General features: G+C 44.5%; 17 protein-coding genes. 4 read left to right on the top strand and 13 right to left on the bottom strand.

Going from position 1 to position 20,572, the window contains the following annotated elements; all coding sequences use genetic code 11:
- Nucleotides 1–66: 66 nt before the first annotated feature.
- Entirely contained in the window at nucleotides 67–669 is a 603-nt protein-coding gene (locus tag ACRD7A_RS15390; RefSeq protein WP_430812020.1) for a redoxin family protein, read from the top strand.
- 93 nt (nucleotides 670–762) lie between these two features.
- Nucleotides 763–1,470 (top strand): UMP kinase, encoded by a 708-nt coding sequence (gene pyrH / locus ACRD7A_RS15385; RefSeq protein WP_430812019.1) that lies wholly within the window; start codon nucleotides 763–765, stop codon nucleotides 1,468–1,470.
- A 327-nt stretch (nucleotides 1,471–1,797) separates the two neighbouring features.
- Here pyrH and porN read toward each other — a convergent pair whose 3' ends face one another.
- The 7 genes from porN to topA all read right to left on the bottom strand — a co-directional run bounded on the left by porN (nucleotide 1,798) and on the right by topA (nucleotide 11,329).
- Nucleotides 1,798–2,643 (bottom strand): type IX secretion system ring subunit PorN/GldN, encoded by an 846-nt coding sequence (gene porN, locus ACRD7A_RS15380; RefSeq protein ID WP_430812018.1) that lies wholly within the window; start codon nucleotides 2,641–2,643, stop codon nucleotides 1,798–1,800.
- A gap of 18 nt (nucleotides 2,644–2,661) precedes the next feature.
- On the bottom strand, nucleotides 2,662–4,224 hold the full coding sequence (gene porM, locus ACRD7A_RS15375; protein WP_430812017.1) for a type IX secretion system motor protein PorM/GldM: 1,563 nt from the start codon (nucleotides 4,222–4,224) through the stop codon (nucleotides 2,662–2,664).
- Nucleotides 4,225–4,262: 38 nt separating this feature from the next.
- Nucleotides 4,263–5,108 (bottom strand): type IX secretion system motor protein PorL/GldL, encoded by an 846-nt coding sequence (gene porL / locus ACRD7A_RS15370; protein WP_430812016.1) that lies wholly within the window; start codon nucleotides 5,106–5,108, stop codon nucleotides 4,263–4,265.
- A gap of 84 nt (nucleotides 5,109–5,192) precedes the next feature.
- Entirely contained in the window at nucleotides 5,193–6,521 is a 1,329-nt protein-coding gene (gene porK, locus ACRD7A_RS15365; protein WP_430812015.1) for a T9SS ring complex lipoprotein PorK/GldK, read from the bottom strand.
- 49 nt (nucleotides 6,522–6,570) lie between these two features.
- Nucleotides 6,571–7,545, bottom strand: coding sequence for a PorP/SprF family type IX secretion system membrane protein (locus tag ACRD7A_RS15360; protein ID WP_430812014.1), 975 nt, complete (start codon nucleotides 7,543–7,545; stop codon nucleotides 6,571–6,573).
- Nucleotides 7,546–7,697: 152 nt separating this feature from the next.
- Nucleotides 7,698–8,858 carry an arginase family protein gene (locus tag ACRD7A_RS15355; protein WP_430812013.1) on the bottom strand — a complete coding sequence of 387 codons (1,161 nt, stop codon included), beginning with the start codon at nucleotides 8,856–8,858 and terminating at the stop codon, nucleotides 7,698–7,700.
- Nucleotides 8,859–8,866: 8 nt separating this feature from the next.
- Complete coding sequence (gene topA, locus ACRD7A_RS15350) at nucleotides 8,867–11,329, bottom strand: type I DNA topoisomerase (protein WP_430812012.1); 2,463 nt, start codon at nucleotides 11,327–11,329, stop codon at nucleotides 8,867–8,869.
- A 308-nt stretch (nucleotides 11,330–11,637) separates the two neighbouring features.
- Here topA and ACRD7A_RS15345 point away from each other — a divergent pair, with 308 nt between their 5' ends.
- Nucleotides 11,638–13,998 (top strand): transglycosylase domain-containing protein, encoded by a 2,361-nt coding sequence (locus ACRD7A_RS15345; protein ID WP_430812011.1) that lies wholly within the window; start codon nucleotides 11,638–11,640, stop codon nucleotides 13,996–13,998.
- 82 nt (nucleotides 13,999–14,080) lie between these two features.
- Here the strand turns inward: ACRD7A_RS15345 and ACRD7A_RS15340 are convergent, their stop codons facing one another.
- The 6 genes from ACRD7A_RS15340 to ACRD7A_RS15315 all read right to left on the bottom strand — a co-directional run bounded on the left by ACRD7A_RS15340 (nucleotide 14,081) and on the right by ACRD7A_RS15315 (nucleotide 19,796).
- Entirely contained in the window at nucleotides 14,081–15,169 is a 1,089-nt protein-coding gene (locus ACRD7A_RS15340) for a 3-oxoacyl-ACP synthase III family protein (protein ID WP_430812010.1), read from the bottom strand.
- A gap of 24 nt (nucleotides 15,170–15,193) precedes the next feature.
- Nucleotides 15,194–15,955 (bottom strand): UDP-2,3-diacylglucosamine diphosphatase, encoded by a 762-nt coding sequence (locus tag ACRD7A_RS15335; protein WP_430812009.1) that lies wholly within the window; start codon nucleotides 15,953–15,955, stop codon nucleotides 15,194–15,196.
- Nucleotides 15,956–16,166: 211 nt separating this feature from the next.
- The gene (locus ACRD7A_RS15330) at nucleotides 16,167–17,324 is read right to left on the bottom strand and encodes a redoxin domain-containing protein (RefSeq protein ID WP_430812008.1); all 1,158 of its coding nucleotides are present in this window, start codon (nucleotides 17,322–17,324) and stop codon (nucleotides 16,167–16,169) included.
- Between the two features lie 210 nt (nucleotides 17,325–17,534).
- Nucleotides 17,535–18,677: a TlpA family protein disulfide reductase gene (locus ACRD7A_RS15325; protein WP_430812007.1), complete on the bottom strand. Its 1,143-nt coding sequence runs from the start codon at nucleotides 18,675–18,677 to the stop codon at nucleotides 17,535–17,537.
- A 72-nt stretch (nucleotides 18,678–18,749) separates the two neighbouring features.
- Nucleotides 18,750–19,406, bottom strand: coding sequence for a hypothetical protein (locus tag ACRD7A_RS15320; RefSeq protein ID WP_430812006.1), 657 nt, complete (start codon nucleotides 19,404–19,406; stop codon nucleotides 18,750–18,752).
- 6 nt (nucleotides 19,407–19,412) lie between these two features.
- Nucleotides 19,413–19,796: a DUF8840 domain-containing protein gene (locus ACRD7A_RS15315; RefSeq protein WP_430812005.1), complete on the bottom strand. Its 384-nt coding sequence runs from the start codon at nucleotides 19,794–19,796 to the stop codon at nucleotides 19,413–19,415.
- Between the two features lie 197 nt (nucleotides 19,797–19,993).
- Here ACRD7A_RS15315 and ACRD7A_RS15310 point away from each other — a divergent pair, with 197 nt between their 5' ends.
- Nucleotides 19,994–20,473: an aminoacyl-tRNA deacylase gene (locus ACRD7A_RS15310; protein WP_430812004.1), complete on the top strand. Its 480-nt coding sequence runs from the start codon at nucleotides 19,994–19,996 to the stop codon at nucleotides 20,471–20,473.
- The last annotated feature ends 99 nt before the right edge of the window (nucleotides 20,474–20,572 follow it).

The following is a 20,572-nucleotide window of genomic DNA, read 5'->3' as shown; positions in this document are numbered from 1 at the left end:
CCGCGGCCACGTTCTAAACAAGTGAAGCCGTGCTTTGTTTTTAATGAAAAATCAATACAGATAGGTATGAAAAAAGGATTTTGGGCAGAACAGTGGTATAAATATCGTAGAAAAAAGACGGTGATGGGCATTGTCTTCGACTTATTGTTTACGCTTTTAGTCATTGCCATGTTGATTCCCACATCACGCAAAATCGTGTCATCAACTATCATACGCTATAGCATGTTTCAGCCCCGTGAAAGTAAAGAACTTACCTATTTAAGCAATAATGACTATCATTGGCAGCTGGAGGATTTAGATGGCAACCTACTTGACTTCTCCACCTTAAAAGGCCAGGTGATTTTCTTAAACTTCTGGGCTACCTGGTGCCCACCCTGCATAGCTGAAATGCCCTCTATCCAGCGTTTGTATGATGACTACAAAGATTCGATGGCTTTTGTGTTGGTGAGTCAGGAATCCAAGACTATACTGCGCGATTTTATCGACAAAAAGGGTTATACATTTCCTATTTACGTATTGCGCAGTCGACAGCCCGAAGTGTTTACCTCACGCAGCATACCCGCCTCCTTTTTAATATCGGCCGAAGGGCAAATGATAATGAAAAAACAAGGTGCCGCGCGCTGGGATGGTAGCAATGTGAAGGAACTGATCGATGATATGCTGCAATAGTGCGGCGGAAATCGGTTCTGATAAATGCACCATCGTTTCAGCATGACTATAAATCATTTCTTATCTTTGGTTGCTATAAAATATCAGTAGGTAATGAAATATAAAAGAATACTATTAAAGCTCAGTGGCGAGTCACTTATGGGCGAGCAAGGCTACGGCATCGACCCGGAGCGCCTAAATGATTACGCTACCCAAATTAAAGAAGCTGTGGAATTGGGAGTGCAAGTGGGCATTGTTATTGGCGGCGGTAATATCTTCAGAGGGTTAAGTGGTGCGTCTAAAGGTTTTGATCGCTATAAAGGCGACCAGATGGGCATGTTGGCCACCGTAATTAATGGTTTGGCACTTCAGTCGGCATTACAGGCCATGTCGGTTAAAACGCGTGTATTAACGGCCATACGCATGGAGCCTGTGGGCGAATACTACGACAAACCAAAGGCTGTGGCCGCCCTTGAGGCCGGCGAAGTAGTAATACTATCAGGTGGCACCGGTAACCCTTACTTCACCACGGATACGGGTTCATCGCTGCGTGGCATTGAAATAGAGGCAGATGTAATGCTAAAAGGCACACGCGTGGATGGCATTTATACTGCCGACCCAGAGAAGGATCCAAGGGCTACCAAATTTGACGAGATCACCTTTGACGAAGTGTATGAGCGAGGCTTGAAAATTATGGATTTAACGGCCACTACGATGTGTAAAGAAAATAACCTGGATATTGTAGTTTTTGATATGGACACAAAAGGAAACCTGCTAAAGGTATTGAAGGGTGAAAATATAGGCACACTGGTAAAAAACTAGTCAATAATCCGACGAATCATATTGGGGATCGCGGGCTTTGCTGCGATCCTTTTTTTATACCTAATAAAGGCATCTGCGGCCCCCGGTGAAACTTAGGGTTCCTATACACGTTCAGCCCAATTAATACAATAGATTAGGGAGAATGGAAGGCTATCCGAAGCTACGAAATATGTCAGGTCCTCTTGCCCGGATTATGCATGATTCTTGCTTAGAAACAGCCTTGGCGCTTGATCCGCAAATACCTAAGATCCGAAATAAACTGCAACAAAAAAGGGAACCTTGCGGTTCCCTTTCTATATTAAATTTAGACTAGACTTTATCCTTTCATTAGAATTCCCACATATCGTGTTCCATCTCGAAAATTTCCTGTTTGATACGCTCTGACTCCATCATGGCCTCCATACCGGCGGTATAATCCTCAATACGGCGGTTGTTATATACATTGGCCTCTTTGTAGATATAGCTACCAAAATAACGCTTTATAAAGATGTCGTCGAAGGTACGACGCTGCGAGTCATTAAGCGGGTTGAAAACCTCATGACGGGCTAACAGATTGCGCACTTCGGGGAAGTAAATCCAAAAGGTTTGCGATTTTCTTACCTCTCCTTCTCCATTTTCACTAGCTACATATTCGCGAATGGGGCACATGCCAATGATGCGGACATCCATGCGAGAGTATTTACGATCGAAGAACCAAATTTCTTTCAACATGATTTGCTTAATCTCCGTTGATCGCACCTCAGCCGCGATTACCTTATCTTCATACAAACCGGTTTCGGCATTACGCACCTGCTGTGTATCGGATACAGCACCTAACTCGCGCATCACCTGATCAACTGATAAAGGCACCTGAAACTCGTCCTGATTCTTAGCTGAATAGGCAGTAAGCCCCTCGTATTTAATTCCATACACCAATAGGTCGATCAGCGAGTAACGGCCATCCATCTGTGTGGTTGGGTAATACATTGGCAGGTTCATCTTCTCGCGAAGATCGATAACACGCCATATCTTTTTGGCCCACAACACATCGGCCTCCCTCACGTGCACATAAGGTATTGGGCGTCGATTGGGCACATGATCTTTAGTGTACAGCTCGGTATTTAATTCTTGTGCTTGCATATCCGCTGCGCAAAAACCTACCAATACAATCAGGATAAAGAATAATCTTTTCATCGTCTTTTATTTATTTTCCTAGTCAACAGTTAGCACGATTGGCGATAACTTACGGTTACGGCCATCGGGGCCAATCGCTTTTATTTCTTCTATGTTTATTTTAGAACCACGACTGGTTCCTTTAATCAGCTCAATCTGTTCCTTTGTAAGCAGATTACTTTTCGACAGCGCACTTTGGAAGAATCCACCCTTCACAGTGGCAATACTAAACTGTGTAACGGTATATTCCAACTCAAAATCGAAGTCGGGTCCCATCTCGGCAAAAATACCGCTTTGGTTAATCAATAAACTCTTTCGCACTTTTCCATCACGCTTACCGGCAAAGGTTGCATAAGGAAGAGGTAGTGGCTTAATACGGAACTCCTGACTTCCCAGGCGGCGTGTATTACCATTAATTTGTGCAGACACCGTTACAAGTGCTTTACCGCCGGCAAATCCGGCCTTGGGCTTCACCCAATAAACGTCGCCCTGCTTGCGATAAGTACAGTTACCAAATGTCACCTTAAGCTGACTGCTGGAGATACCGGGAACCGATATCTCCACCGGATTTTCTAGTGCTTCATAGAACACATTCATCTTGGTAGGCGATATTACCACATTAGGTTGTATCACCTCGTATTGATGCGTTACCGGATATCTCCGTGGCTGACCATCAGGTCCTTTCATCGTAATTATACCTTTCCACTCCTTCTGACCCAGTGAATTGGCGGCTATGGTTAACACACCCCGTCCATTACTCTGACGTACAACCTTATGTCCTTGAATGTCATAATCGGGTAGCTGAAGAGTATCCGTTGCTGCCAACAATAATTCGGCACGATACTCACCCCCTTGAATCACCACATCGGAACGGGGTATAACAAGAGATTCTACTTTATTGAACTTGAAGGATCCTTCGTCAATACTATTGAGCAGATAATTGGTCACATCAGCCTGTGTATTACGCACATTGCTTTGTATACTGCTCAACAGTGCAAAGGAAGCCGACAAGGGCAAACTCTCAAATTTCTGACTCTCCCACGAAGGCTGCACCTGGCCTTTTTTACTTGGTTTCTTGGCTTCAGTAGAAAGCGCATCGGTAATTGCATCTACCAATACAGTATCTTCTGCATCCACGTATTGGAGTAAGGCCTCTTTGTACTCGCCGATCTTTGTTTTAAGTTCCGTACTTCTTGCCCCCCCCTGCTCGGCAATCATAACCTGTGCTGCTACATCCTGGTTATCAGAGCCCTTATATCCTTCTTCCAGCGATCCTTCCGGATCTACTATGGCCACCATCATGCGCTTTAGCGAATCAATATGATTGTACAAGGCATCGGCATTGGCATAAATATCATTCACCTGCTTTCTTACAGGTTTCACCTTTGCCGCGTTAGCCAATTCAGCGGTCTCGAAATGATTCAAGAGCTGCTGATTCTTAATATCTGTTGTTTTAATACTTTCCTGAATACTTTCATCAACCAGTTGAAAGGCCAGAAGTAACTCTCCCGAAACGTTCAATGCAAGCATCGCCGTAAGGAACAGATACATCATTCCAATCATTTTCTGCCTGGGGGTTTCGGGACAATTTCCGCCACTCATATTCTTCTTCTTTTAGCAGTTATTAATGATCTTCCTGATTATTTACTTCCCATATTCATAGCACTAAGCATATTACCATAGATGGCATTTAGCTCTGATACCGATTTACTCAGCTGCGCCACCTGATCGCGATACACCTTGGCATCGCCTGCGGACTGCTGAAACTGATTAGATATTTCAGATAAACCTTGTGTTAGTGCCTGTGAGGCCTGCACTTGACTATTGACCCCTTGTAACTGCAACTCATAAGCCGAATTGATGGCAGACAGATTTTTGGTTACCTCACTTAACTTATCGCTATAATTGCTATTATTAGCTGACAGCGCTTCAAAGTGTGATTTCAGATTCTGTCCTGAGCTGGCGTACACATCGGCTAAGGCTTGGCTGCTTTGTGCCATAGAGGCCTGTTGACTGGCAAACTGCCCCACGGCATTACCGGCCGACTTCATGCTTTCAACATAAGCGTTGGTAGCCAGAGAAGCATCACTCAGATCGGATAGCTGTGACGACGTATTCGATAATTTCTTAATACCGTCGGTTAGTTTCTCAAGGTCTTTGGCATCGAGACTACCAGCCTGTACCAGGGCTGCCAGTTCGCTTCCTCCTCCACCGCCTCCACCATGGTTGCTTTGCTCACGTGGTTCAAGACCGTGTAACTCGGGAAATACAAGCCCCCAATCGGGCATCTCGTGGGGTTTTTCAAAAGCAGAAAGCGCAAAAATAATGGCCTCAGTACCCAAACCAGCGATCAGCATAATAGAAGCACCGGGCAGGTGAAGAATTTTCCAGAGCGCACCCAGGATAACCACCGCAGCACCCAAACCATATACTTTGCCCATTACGTTTTTATAGGCAGGGCTTTCAACAAATTCCGAAATACTCATAATGACTTCTTTTTTTCAATTAACCGTCCAAAAATTGATTAGGCTCAATCCCCCAATTACATCCCTAATTCCCAATTCTCTTTGTTAGTCGCCAATCACATCCCTTACACAACGGAATCCGATAAACGATTTCGATGAATCCTGATATTCGTAGGTACGTGTTCCGTTTTGCAGGAAGTAACCAACGTCTTTCCAGGAACCACCCCGTAATACTTTTCGCTTCATTACGTGCGGATCATCCGGCAGGGCATTGTATTTATAGGTTGGGTTAAAATCATGCGTAAAAGTGTAAGCCGACTCATCATAGGCGCTCGAGGTCCATTCGGCCACGTTACCCGACATATCGAATAAACCGTAGTCGTTTGGCGCGTATGACCCTACGGACATTGTTGTCATACCACCATCATCGCCGTAACGACCGCGTAAAGGCTTAAAGTTGGCCAGGAAACAACCCTTATCGTTGCGGGTATACATACCACCCCATGGGTACATTGCATGTTCCAGACCACCACGCGCTGCATATTCCCATTCAGCCTCGGTGGGCAGACGATAGTTGTTTACTACGGGTTCGCCTTTTGAGTTCAGATAGTTATTCAACAGTTGTGTACGCCAGATACAGAAAGCACTTGCCTGCTTCCAGTTAACGCCCACTACCGGATACTCGTCGAAACCAGGGTGCCAAAAATATTTTTCTGTCCAAGGCTCGTTAAACGAATAGGTAAAATCGGCAATCCAGCATAAGGTATCAGGGTAAACATTCACTGCATCTTTCATGATGAAAGCCGAACGGTCTTTAATTTCTCTTTCCTCACCATTCTGATCATACACAACACCTTCGTATTGCTTGGTTTCGAAGTTATAACGATTGCTACGTTTGGCAGCTTGCAAAAGGTCTACCCATTCGTATTCGTAGGTTAACTTGCGGGTATCAATCTCTTTACGGCGGAAAAAACGCTCGTTTTCCGGTAAGAACATTTCATCCAGAATTTCGGCAAACTCCTCATTATCCCATTCGATTGGCTCATCCCATTGGATAAATGGCGGATCTATTTCGTTACCCAGGTAATCTTCGGTAATCAAAAACTCTTCAAACTGATCACCCAGCAGACGACGCGCAATGGAGTCTCTCACCCAATATACAAACTGGCGATATTCGCCATTGGTTATTTCCGTTTCGTCCATCCAGAACGAACGAACCGAAACAGTCTTTGACTGAGAGGTCATTGTGTTGGCAATGTCCATATCATTGGGGCCCATATTGAAGCTACCCTGCGGAATAAAAAGCATACCGTAGGGATCGGGTTCGTAGAATGAGGCCTGGCGATGAACGCCCACTAATTCTCCACCACTGGATTGTCCGCATCCAGTTAAGATGGTGATAAAAATGACACTGATGGCAAGTATTTTCTTCATAATAGCCTTAATATCTGAATTACTCTTTTACTTATTCGTTCTTATTCGCTTATAAATATCTTACGCTTTTATACTGTTTCTTTCTTTTTTCAAGACTCAAATCGAAACGGTAGCCAAGCATTATTTCATGGGAACCACTTTTTGCATCGTTCAACCTGGAAACACTAACATCGTAACTATAGCCGATGCGCAATCCATTGTTGAGTTCTACACCACCGAGCAACACAATTGCGTCCTGTAACCGGTAGGTTAATCCGCCCCAATATTTATCTTTTAGCACCCCGTTGATATTAAAATCAACCTGTACACTTGACATATTTGTTTTCAAAAACACAGAAGGAATCAGCACGATTGGTGGTTTCTTTAAAGGGATATGATAGCCACCTGTGATAAACACCGTTCGATCGAGATAAATGGTATATGTCTCCTTAAATTTCGGCTTGGGCCGGTTAAGGTGCGCCACGGAAATACCCAGATAATAATCTTTGTGTTCCAGAAAGGCACCCAGCCCCATATCAAAAGCAGTACCTGCATCATCGGGAAATGGCCCTTCTTCCTTGTCCCAATCAACACCCATCAAATCTCCCCCGCCGGGCATGGTCGATAAAATACCCCCATTAATACTTTGATTAATGAGACCGAAGGAGAGTCCGACACCGAGCTTACCATAATCTGTCTCCCAGCGTTTGGCATATATAGCCGACATATACAAGGTGGTAAATGCACCAATCTCGTCGTTCATAAGGGATAAACCAACTCCGCTTTCCCATCCCAGTAAGTTAACTTCTGTATCTGCCCCAAATACCGTTGTACTTGGTGCCATGGATGAACCATCATTGGCTTTAAAACCGCCCATCCACTGCTGTCTGTTACCAAGCGTAAGATTAACCATCTCATTGGCTCCTGCGTATCCCGGATTGACAGTCAGTTGATTAAACATATTCTGACTAAACTGCGGATACTGCTGCCCCCATGCCTGAGAAGCAACGCAAAGTAACAGAAAAAATACTATTCTCCTAGCCATGCATCTAAAAAGCTGGTATAACATTATGAACCTTAGTCCTTTCTTTTTCGTTTTTTCCAGCTGACCAAATGCTGGGGATATATACTCTTATTTCACAATAAAGGTTTCAATTTTAAAACTTATAAATTCTAAAAGCCGGTTTTTATGCTGATTTACAAGTGCTTTTTTTGAAAATAACGGAACCATTTTTCCGGTATTTCATTGGCCGATGCCGTTTCAAAATCGCTGCGTCCGCATGCTATAACGTCTTTGTCACCCTCTCCGCGGGGTATTTCTACCCACCATCGATCATTATCTATATTATTATAAAACTTAATCTCCAGTTCATAATCATCCAGATAGACAATAAATTGCCTGTACTGCTCCAAATCTTTCACCGGGTAATCTTTATAACGTAAAGCAACTCCTTCTAGTATATGCCAAATAGCCTGCGCCTCTAAAACAACACCTTGATCATTGATATCCAATACTTTATCCAACTCAAAAACACCAAATACCTTCATACGATCACTCTGCCCGGCATACCACAACAATTGACACAACTCCTCACCGGTAAGACCGTTAGGCATGGGCGTAGGCCGTGCCGGTTGATCGCACTGACGCACCACGGTCATATCCACGCTTATTACATCGGCATCGCGCATAAACGGCTCAACATAGCGATGCCCATGTTGCCGTATCTGCCCAAGGCGTATGGTTTCATATGCCAGCTTACGCAGGTGCGATTCCTGGCTGGCACTGCACAAATAATTTTGAAGACCGATGGCATATAGATCGGCCGGTGCTGATTCGGGATTGGTACACAAATAACCCAAAAAGCTGGCCGCCGAATAATCAACATCGGGAGCCAGCCAATCAATTTTACTATCAACTAAAGCTAAATTGTATGCCTTTTGAGCCTTTCGAACAGCCTTTGCCACGGGCAAGGTATAATCCTGACTGCCGCCCAACACAATGATGGCGATATCTTTTTCAAGCAGTTCAGTCACCACGCCCTGCAGGGCTGCATAACGATCATCGATGGTTTTACCACGGATATTGCCCAAATCAATGATTGAAAGCAACTTGGAAAGTGCGCGAAGACCGTAGAGATGCCTCCGTACCGCATCGGGAGCTTGTGCACACCCCTTGTTCAAAGAGTTACGTGCATCGGCAATACCAATTACGGCCACATCCACATTACTCCAATCCACCACCTTTTGATCCTGGTAGCAAATGAGCTGATGCACTAAACGCTCCTCATCAAGTCCTTCAAATGCTGATAAAAGTGTATAATTAGGTCGATCAAAATAGTGTATCAGGTCTTCAGTCACAGGTTAGATTATTTGGGTTTCTTAGTGGTGGTCGTCTTTTTGCTTGCCGTTGTTTTTTTGGTTTTTGTTGTTGCTGTTGTCTTCTTCGCCGCTGCCTTTTTTGCGGGCGCTTTTTTTGTTGATTTCTTCGCTGATGACTTGCTATCAGCAGCAATCAGCGCCTTACAATCATCCAAAGATAATTCTTCCGCATTTTTATCCTTCGGAATTTTGAAATTCTTTTTCTGATATTTGATAAACGGCCCCCAACGCCCGTTTAATATTTGCAACTCGGGTTCTTCATCAAAGCACTTAATAATCTTTTTCAGATCCTCTTCGCGCTTTGTTTTAATGCGTTCAATAGCAGTTTCCAAATCGATCTCCAGCGGATCATCCTCGCCTTTTTTTAAGGACACAAACTTACCATCGTGGCGAATATAAGGACCAAAACGACCAATGCCAATCACCACCACTTTATCTTCGAACTCACCCAGTGTACGGGGCAATTTAAATAAATCAAGGGCTTCCTCAAGGGTTATTGTTTCCAGATGCTGTCCCTTGCGTAATGAGGCAAAACGAGGCTTCTCAGCATCCTCTTCATCGGAGGAAACACCAATTTGTGCCAGGGGACCAAAACGACCAATGCGCACCGATACCGGCTTGCCTGTTGTCGGATCATTACCCAGAATACGTTCACCGGTACTCTTCTCGGATTGCTCCAGGGTCTCTTCCACCCTTACATGAAAAGGTTTATAAAACTCATCGATGGATTGTGTCCACTCTGTGTTACCCATAGCCACATCATCAAATTCCTTCTCTACCTTGGCCGTAAAATCGTAAGACACAATATTTTCAAAATACTTCACCAGGAAATCGTTAACCACCATACCGATGTCCGTTGGGAAGAGTTTACTACGTTCGGCACCTGTTATTTCCGTCTTTTCACCCGCAACAAGTGGCTTACCTTTTTCCAGCCACAGATGTTGATAAACGCGTTCGGTACCATCACGATCTTCCTTCTCAACATAGCCTCGGTTCTGAATGGTTGAAATGGTAGGTGCATAGGTAGATGGACGACCAATACCCAGCTCTTCGAGCTTACGCACAAGGCTTGCTTCCGTATAACGGGCAGGCTTCTGACTCCAACGCTGCCGGGCTTCCACATTCAGCATACTCAACTCCTCGCCCTTGCTGATGGGCGGTAATAGAACGCTCTCGCGATCATCCTGCTCGTTATCATTATCGGTCGACTCGATGTATACTTTTAAGAAACCATCGAACTTGATGATTTCACCGGTGGCATTGAACTTCTCCCCGGTATCGCCGGCATCGATATGTATAATGGTTTTTTCCAACTGGGCATCGCTCATTTGCGAGGCAATGGTTCGCTTCCATATTAATTCATACAGACGTTTTTCCTGCGCCGAGCCGGCCACTGTTTCTTTATCTAAATAAGTTGGACGAATGGCCTCGTGCGCCTCTTGTGCACCTTTGGCCTTGGTCTTGTACTTTCTAATCTTAACATATTCGGCACCCATCTTTTCGGTAATCTGTGCCGAAGCCATATTTAAAGCCAGGTCAGAAAGGTTCACCGAGTCGGTACGCATATAGGTGATTTTACCTGCCTCATACAGCTTTTGCGCAATGGACATGGTTTGAGATACGGAGTATCCCAGCTTACGCGATGCCTCTTGCTGCAGAGTAGAAGTGGTAAAGGGAGCGGCCGGTGTTTTCTTGGTTGGCTTCTTTTCAACCTGAGACACCAGGAAACGAGCGTCGGCGCACTGCTCTACAAAAGCTTTTGTCTCATCCAGTGTTTTAAAACGACGTCCCAATTCGGCTTTGAGCTCTTTTACACGTCCCTTTTCGTCGGTTACCTCAAATACCGCAGTTACACGATAAGATGATACCGGCTTAAACGCGAACACTTCCCGCTCGCGCTCCACAATCAAGCGCACAGCCACTGACTGGACACGCCCGGCCGACAAGGAAGGCTTTACTTTACGCCACAGCACAGGAGAAAGCTCAAAACCCACAAGGCGATCGAGTACACGGCGGGCCTGTTGGGCATTTACAAGGTTCACATCAATCTTACGGGGATTCTCCACAGCGCGCTGAATGGCATCCTTTGTAATCTCATGAAAGACAATTCTTCGGGTATTTTCTTCCTTCAACTCAAGCGTCTCATACAAATGCCAGGCAATGGCCTCTCCCTCGCGGTCCTCATCGGAGGCGAGCCATACCATCTTGGCTTTCTTTGCCAGCTGCTTTAATTCCTTAACAACGTCTTTTTTATCAGATGAGATAATATAATCCGGCTGATAGTTATTATTTATATCGACCCCAAAATCACTTTTGGATAAGTCGCGAATATGCCCATAGCTGGACTTCACCAAAAAGTCTTTTCCCAAAAACTTTTCAATTGTTTTTGCTTTTGCCGGTGACTCCACAATCACCAGATTCTCTTCTGTAACCGTTGTTTTTTTACCCATCTCTCAATTGTCTTACAAACGCCTCTTTATGTTTGAGCTCGCAAAAGTAGTTAAAATCGGCACAATGTTAAAAAATGAAAATGCTTTACGCAAACCTTAGCCACCTTCCATCCGTCAAATTTTACTATTTTTACGCCAAATTATTAATCGTTAAAAGAAACCCCAAGGACGCTGTCCTTGCATTCGAACCATACTTTTTTAATTACTGCTTAGCAAATTCTTATTACACAGCAGCGCCAATATGAATAAATTAAAATACAAGAACTTATTTAGCGCCATCTTCATAAACATTAAACTTCGGAAATAATATGAACGATACAAAATCGAAATACAAAAAAAGAATCCGTGTGTTTTGGATGCTTGTGATTGGGGGCATCGCCGCGGTATTTACACTGTTTGCGCTCATCTCCAGTGGCATGTTGGGCTTTATGCCCTCTTTTGAAGAGCTTGAAAATCCCAAAAGCAATCTGGCTACCGAAGTACTATCCAGCGACCATCAGCTGCTGGGCAACTACTTTCGCGAAAACCGCAGCTACAGCCTTTACGAAGAGTTATCACCCAACATCATTAACGCCCTGATTGCTACCGAGGATGTTCGTTTTCACGATCACTCGGGCATCGATGCCCGGGGCTTGGCACGCGTTATCTTCCGCACCATCATTATGCAGGATCAGAGTTCGGGCGGTGGTAGTACCATTACCCAGCAGCTGGCCAAGTTACTTTTCCACGGCCGTGCCTCAAGCACCCTGGAACGTGCATTTCAGAAACTGAAAGAGTGGGTTATTGCGGTTAAGCTTGAACGCAGCTACACCAAGGAAGAGATATTAACCATGTACCTTAACAAGGCTGAATTTATTTATGATGCCTATGGTATTAAAAGTGCTGCTCAAACCTTTTTCAATACCGGAACCGACTCCATTAAAGTGGAACAAGCAGCTGTTATTATTGGTATGCTGAAAAATCCGGCGCTGTACAATCCGGTGCGTCGGCCCGAGTTAACACAAGAGCGGCGCAATGTGGTTCTCAAACAGATGTACAAGGCACAATATCTCACAAAAGCTGAGTACGACTCCATTTCCAGCATTCCCCTTCAGTTGGAATTTAATCGTGCTGACCACAAAGAAGGTCCAGCGCCATACTTCCGAGAATACCTGCGCTTAACACTCACCGCTGATGAGCCCCAGCGCTCAAACTACCCCTCGTGGATGGAGCAACGATTTCTGGAAGACAGTGCCCGCTGGGAAGATGATCCCCTGTACGGATGGATTCATAAAAACTATCGCCCTGATGGAAGCCGCTACGACATCTACAAAGACGGCCTGAAGATATACACAACCCTGGATGCCCGCCTGCAGCAATATGCTGAAAAAGCTGTTAAAACGCACTTAAAGGAAGACCTACAGCCCAAATTCTTCACCGAGAAGAAGGGACGCCCGCGGGCTCCGTTTACCAAGGATTTGTCGCAGGAAGACTACGAAAGCATTATTGAACGCTCCATTAAAAACACGGATCGATACCGCGACTTGCGACGCAATGGTGCCGACATGGACAGCATTATGCGTGTTTTTAATACACCCTACGACATGAAGGTTTTTACCTGGAAGGGCGAACGCGACACTATGATGACCCCACTGGACTCCATTCACCACTATAAATTTTTCCTGCGTGCCGGCATGATCTCTATTGATCCCCTGTCGGGACATGTGAAAGCCTACGTGGGCGGCCCTAATTTCAAGCATTTTATGTACGACATGGCAGGAAAAGGCAAGCGACAGGTGGGCTCCACCATCAAGCCCTTTGTATACACCCTGGCCATGCAGGAGGGTTTTACACCTTGCGACTTAGTACCCAACATCGCACAAACCTTCTATTTGGGTAGCGGAAAAACATGGACACCGCGCAACAGCGGCAGCAAACGGGCAGGCGAGATGGTAACGCTGAAGTGGGGACTTGCCAACTCCAACAATAATATTACTGCCTGGGTGATGAAACAGTTTAACCCGCAAGCCGTGGCCAACACCATTCACGAGCTGGGGATCAAAAGCCCCATGGATGCCGTACCGGCTTTGTGTTTGGGCACGCCAGATTTTGGACTGATGGAGATGACCAGCAGCTATTGTACCTTCGCCAACAAAGGGGTACACATCGACCCCATGATTGTAACCCGCATTGAGGATCGTTACGGCAATGTAATCAGCGATTTTCACCCACAAAAAAGAGAGGCCATCAGCGAGACAACCGCCTTTCTGATGCTCAACCTGCTGCAGGGAGTTGTAAACCAGGGAACTGGACGCCGACTGCGCTTCAGGTATCAATTATTTGGCCAGATTGGTGGTAAAACAGGCACCACACAGAATCACTCCGACGGCTGGTTTATGGGCGTTACACCACAACTGGTTACCGGAGTATGGGTTGGTGGCGAAGACCGCGATATCCACTTTGATGGAATTGGCCTTGGACAGGGTGCCAACATGGCATTGCCAATCTTTGCCCTCTATATGCAAGATGTTTATGCCGATGAGGAGCTCGACATCACCCTTGAGGATGAATTTGAAGAGCCACTTAACTTCAATATTAATATCGACTGTGGCGAGTCGACCACTAATCCTGGCGAAGGCGAAATTGAGACCGAAGAAGAAGAAATGCCAATAACGGAGGAATTCTTCTAATTCAAGAAGATTAATAATAATAGAAACGGGCAGTCCACTGTGGACTGCCCGTTTTATTTTCAAGTACTTATTCTATATCTAATTAAGGCATCTTGTACATAAAGGCATTGATATTCATGCCGGCACCCACGGAAGTCATCATCACATTATCTCTACTTTCAAGTACATGATCGGATAATTTACCCTTGCGAATAAGATCGAACAATGTAGGTACAGTTGCCACACTACTATTACCCAATTCACGTATGGTCATAGGCATCACACTCAAATCCACCTTTTTTTCGCCATATAAGCGAAAGATTCGTTTTAGAATGGCCTCATCCATTTTGGCATTAGCCTGGTGAATCAGCACCTTTTTCACATCGCCAAGCACCATCCTGTTTCTATCAAGACACTCTTTGGCCACCTGAGGCACATTGGTTAAAGCATAATTATACAAGCGGCGCCCATACATCTTCAGAAATAGATTTTCACCTTTAACAGCAGCATTATATGGATCATCCATGCGCAGTAAATCAATGTGCTCATCGGTATCGGTCTGCACGGCGTGCTTAAGTATACCTACCGGCACTTCACTCTCGCGGGCTTCTAGCAAGGCCGCACCAGCTCCATCGGCAAAAATCATAGAATCACGATCGTGAGGCTCCATGGCACGACTTAAAGTGTCGGCACCGATCACCAGTGCACTCTTGGCATCACCCGATTTGATGTAGTAATTTGCCTGTATCATGGCCTGCGTCCATCCGGGGCAACCAAAGGTAATGTCGTAAGCTATACATTTTGGATTTTTAATATCCAGCTTTTTCTTCACCCTCGATGCCAGCGTTGGCAATATATCCGGATAGATAGAACCATGGCGCATATCGCCAAGATTATGTGCTACGATAATATAATCAAGCTTTTCCTTATCGAAGCCGGCATCATCGAGTGCTTCACGGGCTGCGAAGGTAGCCAGATCGGAGGTTACATGATTTTTATCGGCACAACGCCGTTCGGCGATGTCGGTTATCTGTTCAAATTTTTCAACAATATCCTGCCCTTCTGCCGCTATCACCGTACCATCCTCATTATAAAAGGTATTCTTGATAAAATCAGCATTGGCTTTAACCACAGGAGGCACGTAGCTTCCCGTGCCGGTAGCCACCGCATAAATCTCAGCCTTTGAATTCATTGTAATGGTTTTTCTAATATCAAACTATTGATCCGTTTCGAAGTACTTCAGCTCCAGGGCATCACCATCAAACACCCCGTAGGTAAACTGATGAATCCAGTCACCCAGGAAAACAAGCTGACACTGCGGCCCCACACTGACCGTTCGCGCCAGATGGCGATGTCCGAAAATAAAGTAATCGATATTTTCTTTCTTTAAATACTCCTTGGCATATAGTACCGCATACTCCTTGTCATCGCCAAGGTAGCGGTTGCCATATACCTTATTGTTCTTAGCCCTACTTTTACCCGACCAAAAGTCAGCCAATCCGATACCAAGATTGGGGTGCACCCAGCCAAATAGCCACTGCGCCAAAGGATTGGTAAAAACCTTCTTTAACAAGTTATAGCGACGATCGTAAGATCCCAGACCATCACCATGCGCCAAAAACACTTTTTTCCCATTAAGCATTTTAACACAGGGCTTACGATAAACCAAAACGCCACACTCGCGTTCGAGGTAATCAAAGACCCAAATATCGTGATTGCCGGTAAAAAAATGCACGGGTATACCACTATCGGTAATGGATGATAGCATACCCAGAAACCTTGTAAAACCCCTGGGAACAGCACGCTTGTACTCAAACCAAAAATCAAAGATATCTCCCATTAGATAAATTTCGGCAGCATCGTGGCGTATCGAATCCAGCCACTGAACAAAGCGTTTTTCATGAACGCGATGATCTTTAATGCCCGGTGCTCCCAAGTGAACATCGGATGCGAAATAAATTTTTTTGGTCGTTTCCAAGTACGAGTTTTTTTTAATCAACGGACAAATATATTAGAAAAATGAAGTAACTCCTAACAATTCATATACAGCAAATCACTGTTGAACAATCAAATAGAACAGTCGAAACCTTCGAGCCACCTATTATCACCTTGATAGTTATCGCAATATATGAACAACAAAAAACCGCAATCAAGGCAATGATTGCGGTCTCTGCTACAATTTTATAACATTAAAACAGCTCTTTTAACTTATCGCTCAAACGATTGCCAAATAAATCTTTCCCAATAATTTCGCCTTTGGGGCTAATGATATAATTGGCGGGCACCTGACGAATATTATACATTCGCGCAGGATAAGAATTGGTATATTGCAAATCGCTTACATTCACCCACTCATAACCCTCTTTTTCAATGGCATTCTCCCAAAGCACCTTGCTCTTATCGAGTGAAACGGCATAAACGGCCAATCCCTGGTTTTTATACTTGGCATACATCTTTTTCAGGTGACGGTTTGCTGCAATGGATTTTTCATCCCACGAGGCCCAGAAATTTAGAATAATCGTTTTACCCTCCAGCGAAGATAGCTTTATGGTGTCACCCTCCAGGTTAGGGGCCATGATATCAACATAGCCACTTTCGGCGGTATGCGATGCCAGTAACTCTTCGGTGAACTTCTGCCGCTGCTGCCGGGCTTTAGCTCCCAGTACATAGTTATAAAGATGGCTGGCCCTATCCGATTCTGGATAATAAAGATTAAGACTGGTCGCCAAAGTAGAGAAATAAACCTGGTCTTTTTTATCATACACATCCATTACAGCCGAATTATCATCCAGTGTTTGAAACAAGGCATAATATCCGGCGAAAGAACGCGGATTCTTCATAATAAATTCCCCCACAAAATCTTTGTGTTCGTTCAAGCGCTCCTGATATTCCCTCTCCAGGGCGATCCTTTCGGCCTTATCTTCAGTAGCCTTATACTGTGCCACCAGCGCATTAAGTTCTTTATTCAAAGCCCTCACACGCTTATTAAACATTTGAATATAAACCGAGCCAATTGAATTTCTGATCTGATAACTTGTTTCAAGGTTTTTCGCATCTGCCTCTACAATAATATGCTCGGTAGTATCGGCCAGTAAGGTTATAAAATTGTTCTCACTCAGCGCAAGCACCAGAAAGCCGGGTTCGCTCAATCTTTCTTGCTTAAATTCAAAATCACCACTCTTAAGTTTTACTGAATCTATGGTTACTGTACTACTTAGCCCCCGCTGTTGAAGATAAAGCGTCTTACCTTTGCCGCCTTCGATATGTCCTGATATTTTGTATTTATCCGTGTTGTTGCACGCGGTGGTCAATAGGATAATAAGTATTAAAAACAATCCCTGTTTCATATTTTCGTATCAATTGATTAGTTAGTTCTTATCCGCTGCATCCCATCTGGCCTACGACTGCCAAAAAAGCTACAAGTTTATGGAGTCAAATGCGACTCGCCCGTTCTTTGACTTTTCGCACCATACCCTTCCAGAGAGTTCAAATATAGGATTAATTTTTTTATGCCGCTTACTTGCAAAAAATGCCATACAACACAGCCCGCACGAGCTTTACTTCAATAACTTTTGCATTCCGACAGTTAACTCCTCCAGGTCGCCACAGCGCTTAACAACCACCTTATTTTCATCAAGCAGCAGCAAGGTGGGCACTGAAGTAAGTCCCAGCTGTTTCAGCACCGACGACCCGACCCCTTGTAGGTCTGAAAGGTGCAAAAGTGCTAACTGATCTTCCTTAATGGCCTTCAGCCAGGCTGCCCGATCTGTATCAAAAGAAATCATTATGATCTGAAGCCCCTGTTGGCGATAGCGCCAGCTCCAACGCATCAGTCGACTTGTGATAGCCCTTGAGGCTGCCTGCCCTGAATCCCATAATACCAATAGAGTTGGTTTATCAATTAAGCTATCAAGCTGTACATTTTTCTGCCAGGCATCGGGTACCACCATGGTTGGTAAGGTACGCCCCTCTTTACTGATGGCGTTAAACAGCTGCCGGTTCATCAGTGAATCCACCCTTTGACTGAAGGCGCGCACGGGAGCATAAGCCCCATAAGCAGCCATCAATTGATTACGCACTTCATCAATGAATTCCATCTCTGCATCGGGGTTAAACACATAATGATTGCCAGCTTTTAGCTGAACAAGAGCCAGCGACATTAAACTATTCTGGTGATTTTTATGAATTTGCTTTATTTCTTTGGCATGCTGAGACACAGCTGCATTAATGCTCGTGTAAACTGAATCGCGCACACTGTAGAAATCAGCTATTTTGACAGAATCCGGCACATCTTTGACAATACTACTTATTGCGTACCCCAGTTCATCGGCCACCTGTTCACATTGCCATAAAGCATTCGTATGAGCATTGCCACTTACCGTCAAATCAGGATTCTCCCCCACGAAACGACCGCTGATACTAAAGGGCATACCATCTTCGATAATTAAGGTAGCCAAGGCCTTATTATCAAGTCGTAACTCGTAAATACCAAAAGGCACTGAGTCTTTCACAAATTGATAATGACCGGCATTGGATACAGCCACAGCACTGTCGAACAAGTCGTAGTGATTATTTAGCCTGTATAAATGGAGCACCCCGGAAACAGGGCCATCCGGCTTTAGCGTGAGATAGGCAGCTTTTTGCGGCTTTGAACAGCTCAGTATAGCCAAGGGCAAAATAATCAATAGTAAATATTTCATGAATGCTAATTTAATCTCATTTCTTATATCCCGCTATTCAAACAGTACAGTTTTACCACAATTAACACTGCTTTAAAACAAATAACGCCATAGGGAAGCATAATCTTTTAAGCCAGCGTTTACCTCTACACGCATCCATCGACATGATTTATGAATGTTAGCCTTCTGCCGTAAACCATCTATGTCGATACGCAAACGATGCTCGGTTCCCGGCATCAGTGTTAGTGGAAAGACATGAGAGCCATCACCGCCCTTTATCCGAAATTTACGAACCTTTTTGAAAGGAGCACTAAAAACCATAACGGGTGGCAAAAAGGTAAGACTCTCCTTGGTGTGGTTGCGAATTAAAATGGTGGCTATGCGCGCCTTGCTTGTTTTGTTGCGTTTAACACTTAAGCCTAACCATACAAAAGATGGGCTTAGCTTATTGAGCCATCCTCGCTTGGTAGCAACAAAAACCAGCAGAACCAGCATAATTAATATCAGCAGGTTGATCGTTTCCGGATTACGTTTTTTTCCTTCTTTGGCCAACTCTTCATAATACAACTCATCCAAAGGACGCAGCAAAGTATCCTCAGCTACCACATCAGACTGGTTATTATCGTGCACCGGAAGGCTTCGTTCCACTTGTCCTCCCCGACTGCATATCTGCATAAGCACCAAAAAGAACAGCCCCATTAATATCATTGACCGATTCTTTTGGTAAAAGCCTTTTATCTTATTAAGCATAAACCATTAATATCCAGGAAATAACTCAAGCCCCTTGTAGTTAATATAATATTCGCCATCTTTCTCGGGCTTTGCCATTTCCTCATCGGTTTGCCCATTAGCATTGGCAATACCCACACTGGCAAAATAACATATTGCCTGATGCTTATGCCCATGTTTCATCACCTCGGCGGCAATGTGAGGCAGCATCAGTCCCATTTCGGGGAAGCGGTCGGTACGCACAACAACAAAGTAACGCTTGCCATCCTTCGTAGCAAGTATCTGTGGATTTACGTCCAACTCCTTACGCACATTCAATACCTTATAGCCTTTATCAACCATATCCTTATAAACCACCTTGATGCCTAAAAAATGCAGTTCCTCGGTGCTTAGCTCTTTTCCTTTTCCCATTCGTACAGTGTTTTGTGCCACAAAATTGGCATAAAATAAGTTGAAAACAAAGATGCCTCATTAAAAACCAGGCAGCTTACTGTAAGCGAAATTTTAATACGCCAATCCCCTTTACAGCACAGTCCTTTTGTAGTAACTTATGTAAGCGCTATTTTGTAAAGGCAATACTTATAAACCGATAAATTGGAGGGAAAATTATGCCACTGACACGATTAGAGAAATTTTTAGATCTGGAGCATATCAATTATAAACGCATTGTTCACTCCAGAGCCTACACTGCCCAGAAAACAGCAGCTTATGCACACATTTCGGGCAAAGAAATTGCTAAAACCGTAATGGTAAAAGTAAACGGCCGCTTGTGCATGGTAGTTCTACCGGCCTCGTACCAGGTTGACCTGAATGAACTGAAGCGGGCCACAGGCACTGACCAAGTGCGACTGGCCACTGAATCAGAATTTAAAAACGCCTTTGTGGACTGCGAGGTAGGTGCCCAACCACCCTTTGGTAATTTGTACAACATGGATGTATTTGTTGCCGAAAAACTAAGCAAGGACACCACCATCGCTTTCAATGCCTGTAACCATGCCGAGTTAATTCAAATGACCTATAAGGACTATCAGCGCCTTGTGCACCCAACCGTGCTTAAATTATCACGTACGACTATAGCAGAAGCCTAACCAGGCGGATCCTTGTAAAAGTGTAACTTATCGGGTGACTGAATAAAAGCTCAATAATTCAGTCATCCGATAAATATTTGAACAAAATTGATTGACGAA

The sequence above is a fragment of the Carboxylicivirga longa genome (genome assembly GCF_050589825.1).
Taxonomy (GTDB): domain Bacteria; phylum Bacteroidota; class Bacteroidia; order Bacteroidales; family Marinilabiliaceae; genus Carboxylicivirga; species Carboxylicivirga longa.
This window is presented reverse-complemented; position numbering and strand designations above follow the sequence as displayed.